The organism is Gelidibacter mesophilus DSM 14095 (assembly GCF_000423005.1).
In the GTDB taxonomy this organism is placed as follows: Bacteria; Bacteroidota; Bacteroidia; order Flavobacteriales; family Flavobacteriaceae; genus Gelidibacter; species Gelidibacter mesophilus.
This window is the reverse complement of record NZ_AUHD01000039.1, coordinates 1-2392: the sequence shown is the minus strand read 5'-3', so window position 1 is coordinate 2392 and position 2392 is coordinate 1. Positions and strand designations below refer to the sequence as shown.

The 2392-nt window shown below is 31.4% G+C and carries 3 protein-coding genes; all 3 read right to left on the bottom strand.

Annotated elements, in window-relative coordinates:
• Nucleotides 1–218 precede the first annotated feature (218 nt).
• The 3 genes from G525_RS0117765 to G525_RS0117750 all read right to left on the bottom strand — a co-directional run bounded on the left by G525_RS0117765 (nt 219) and on the right by G525_RS0117750 (nt 2171).
• A complete protein-coding gene (locus G525_RS0117765; protein ID WP_157491978.1) occupies nt 219–650 on the bottom strand; it encodes a hypothetical protein in 432 nt (143 codons plus the stop codon).
• A gap of 248 nt (nt 651–898) precedes the next feature.
• A complete protein-coding gene (locus G525_RS0117760; protein WP_027127329.1) occupies nt 899–1306 on the bottom strand; it encodes a hypothetical protein in 408 nt (135 codons plus the stop codon).
• A gap of 406 nt (nt 1307–1712) precedes the next feature.
• On the bottom strand, nt 1713–2171 hold the full coding sequence (locus G525_RS0117750) for a hypothetical protein (protein ID WP_245577826.1): 459 nt from the start codon (nt 2169–2171) through the stop codon (nt 1713–1715).
• Between the last annotated feature and the right edge of the window lie 221 nt (nt 2172–2392).

Here is a 2392-nt window from a genome sequence, read left to right as displayed (position 1 = left end):
ATTCGCATATTTTTCAATTTCCGATTTAATGTCTTTTAAATTACTCATAAGTCTCATTTTTAACGGTTCTGCTCAATGAATGCCAACGGTTTTGTGTATGATTAGTGGCGTGTTTAAGCACCTAATTTAGCAAATAAATACCGAATAGAAAATCCGCGAGGATTTTCGTAAGTAGGCGAGAACTAGCCATTAATTATACACGTTGTTCTACGCAGTTTTTATTCAGTTATTAATTCGGTTTCACCTATTATTTCAGTTCCTGCGTAAATATGATAATCACTTTTTGGCATTATGTTTTTCATTGTATTACAGTAGTCAATTAAAAACTTTCCAGAGTCTCCAAGACCATTAGTAAAAAAGTTCAGTTTTTCATTATTCAGCGTAATTTGCAATTGTCCGTATTTCAAACTGTCAGAGACAAGTCTGTTTTTATTCCTTTTTAAAAATTCGTTAAATTTCCATTTCTCGTCATTCGCAGAAATAATTATCGGATGAGATTTTTTGAATTCAGTTCCGACAACCATAGATTCAGCGTATTCAGGTTGGATTTTTATTGAATCATTTTTTCGAGTAATTGTCAGTTTTTCGATTGCTTGAAACGTACATTGGCTTAAATTCATCCAAACTTTTATCGTATCGACTTCATTCATTTTATTAGTCAATTCCGTATAATCTTTTTTTAGATTAAAGTTAGATTCGGTCAATTCAGTGTTAGTTTCTTTTTTACAAGAAACAAAAATCAAAGTCAGAATTAATATTTTGAGTGCGTTTTTCAAATTGCGTAGAACGTGTTTGTATAAGATTAGTTGCGTGTTTTAAGCACTAAAGTTAGCAAATAAATCACAGATAGAAAGTCCGCGAGGACTTTCGTAAATAGGCTTTAACCAAGCAATTAATTTTATACGGTGTTGTGTGCAGGCTTTTTCTTTTTCCATATTTTTCTAATATTCGGACTAATAATTAGCAAAATAAAATAGTCGATTATTAAACTTACGATTAAATATACATATTGATAATTCAAATCGATTTTATCTCCTAAATTTCCGTTTAAATATTCGCTCAAAACGGTTGTTGGTATAATTCCTTTTGCATAATACAAGATAAAATAATTCCACGCAAAACTTTGAAGTCCTGCAATTTTTGAAGTCGGTTCTGGTAAAGTCAGATAAAGAATTAGAAAAAATAGAATTTCAATTCCTAAAAGTAAAAGCAAGGACTTTTTTGTTTGATTTAAACCGAATAAATTGAGATTCGGATTTTTGAAACCAAAGATTATCCACGGAATTAAGAGCAAAATTGAAATCATATCTTTTCAGTCGTTTTTAAAATCCGTTTTCTGTAAATCAAAAGCGTGATGAAAGTCAGTCCACAAAGAATTGCTAAAATGTGAAAAGTTCTAATTGCGTTGCATAAATCAATTCCAGAAACGAGTGAAATACATTCAGTCAATTCACGTGTTTCATATTTTAAACTGACCATTGAATTAAAAGCCATAAATTCAAATAATGGAATTCCGATTATTGATAAAATCAGAGTAATTATGTAAATCGTTTTCTCAATTATTCTCGTTTTTCGGCTTGCACACAACGTTACGTGTATGGGCAGTGGCGTGGGTCGTCACGGACAATTGCAAACACTCACGTAACATTGGAAAATCCGCAGGATTTTCCAAGTAAGCGAGGACAAGCCATTGCTTATACACATTGTTGCCATTAGTTTTTTATTTTTATTCGGTCTCTTAATGTTCCCATTATTTTCTGTCCATAATCATTTTCGATATGGAGGTCAATGAAAACCTCCTTTAGGTCGTCCGTCAATTTGGTTTCGTATTTATATATTCCTTTCCTATGTTTTATAGTATCGAGGTTGATTTTATTCTCTTTTTCTTTGTCATATGCCACTAAATAACTTTTGTCCGAATTATAAGCGACAATCATTATATCCATTTTATAGTCAGAGTTCAGTTTTTTTGAGTTGTCTGGGTCATTTGTGGTTTTAACAAAAATGCTATCAAAAACATATTTGTTATTTAATTCCGATACAATTTTTTTTAGACTATCATTTTCCGCACGTAAATTTTCTATTTCGGTAATTTTATTCTCCGTTTGATTGATGTCTGCGCAACTCAAAATTAATAAAGTCAGAAGCGCAATTAATATGGGTTTGTTCATTTTTTCAAATTAATGGCAACGTGTTTGTGTATGATTTCGTTGCGTGTTTCAGCAACTAATTTAGTAAACAAAAACGAACCAGAGGAAATTCCGAAGGAATTTCCAAGTAGGCTAGCACTAGCAATGAATTATACACGGTGTTGGCAGTAGTGTTTTCATTTTCCTATGTTTTTTTACTCTCAAGATTTTCAATCGACTTGATTATTTTTTCCGCTTTTTGG

Coding starts and splice junctions, on each gene's coding strand:
- G525_RS0117750 (WP_245577826.1), bottom strand. CDS start 2,171: ATGAACAAACCCATATTAATTGCGCTTCTGACTTTATTAATTTTGAGT.
- G525_RS0117765 (WP_157491978.1), bottom strand. CDS start 650: ATGAATGAAGTCGATACGATAAAAGTTTGGATGAATTTAAGCCAATGT.
- G525_RS0117760 (WP_027127329.1), bottom strand. CDS start 1,306: ATGATTTCAATTTTGCTCTTAATTCCGTGGATAATCTTTGGTTTCAAA.